Below are 656 nucleotides of genomic sequence, written 5' to 3'. Positions count from 1 at the left end.
AGCTACTGAACACAAACATGCTATAGCTATTTCACATGCTGTCCCACTGTCCCATAAGAGGGGTAAATGATGAGAGATAAGTGTGACAGTAGTCATCTAGAACAGGTTCTGAGCATGGCCAATAACGACTTTTATGTTCACCAGAACCGCCTGCAGAGCAAGCTAACGTACTGGGCTATGGTGCTTCATGCAGTATAGGTGCTGTTAGCTACCACTTTTTTTTAGCCTTTATGAGTTCTTCCTCTGCCAATTCCATAAGTCCCTTATTGTCTACTGTCGGATTCAGTTCATAACCCTTTTTGAGATAGTAGTGAGCTTTCTCGAGGTTCTGAAACGGAATCATGTAAATAATTCCCAAGTTATAGTAGCAGTCGGCAAGTCTATAACCAAGCTTTGCTACCTTCTGGTAATCTTTTGCTGCACTTTCAAAATCATCCAATTTTGCCTTTGAAAATGCCCTCCTGTACAATGCTTCAGCATTGAGTGAATCAATTTCTAAAACTGTAGTGTATTTTTCAGCTGCAAGTTTGTGAGCTCCTCCCATTTTTAGGACATGTGAAAAGTAGAGAATTCGGGTTCTACTATATTACATTCCACCCACTCTTCCGGCGTCTTGTCGCCCAATGAGCTATGGGGCCGGAATTGGTTATACTCCT

At 41.9% G+C, this 656-nt stretch carries 1 protein-coding gene; it reads right to left on the bottom strand.

The window, feature by feature from the left end; translation table 11 throughout:
* Positions 1-208: 208 nt before the first annotated feature.
* Entirely contained in the window at positions 209-544 is a 336-nt protein-coding gene (locus ACFS7Z_RS27355) for a hypothetical protein (RefSeq protein ID WP_377492712.1), read from the bottom strand.
* Between the last annotated feature and the right edge of the window lie 112 nt (positions 545-656).

The organism is Pontibacter toksunensis, assembly GCF_042686245.1.
Classification (GTDB): domain Bacteria; phylum Bacteroidota; class Bacteroidia; order Cytophagales; family Hymenobacteraceae; genus Pontibacter; species Pontibacter toksunensis.
The sequence above is the reverse complement of the archived record's forward strand: the minus strand, read 5'-3'. Positions and strand labels throughout refer to the sequence as shown.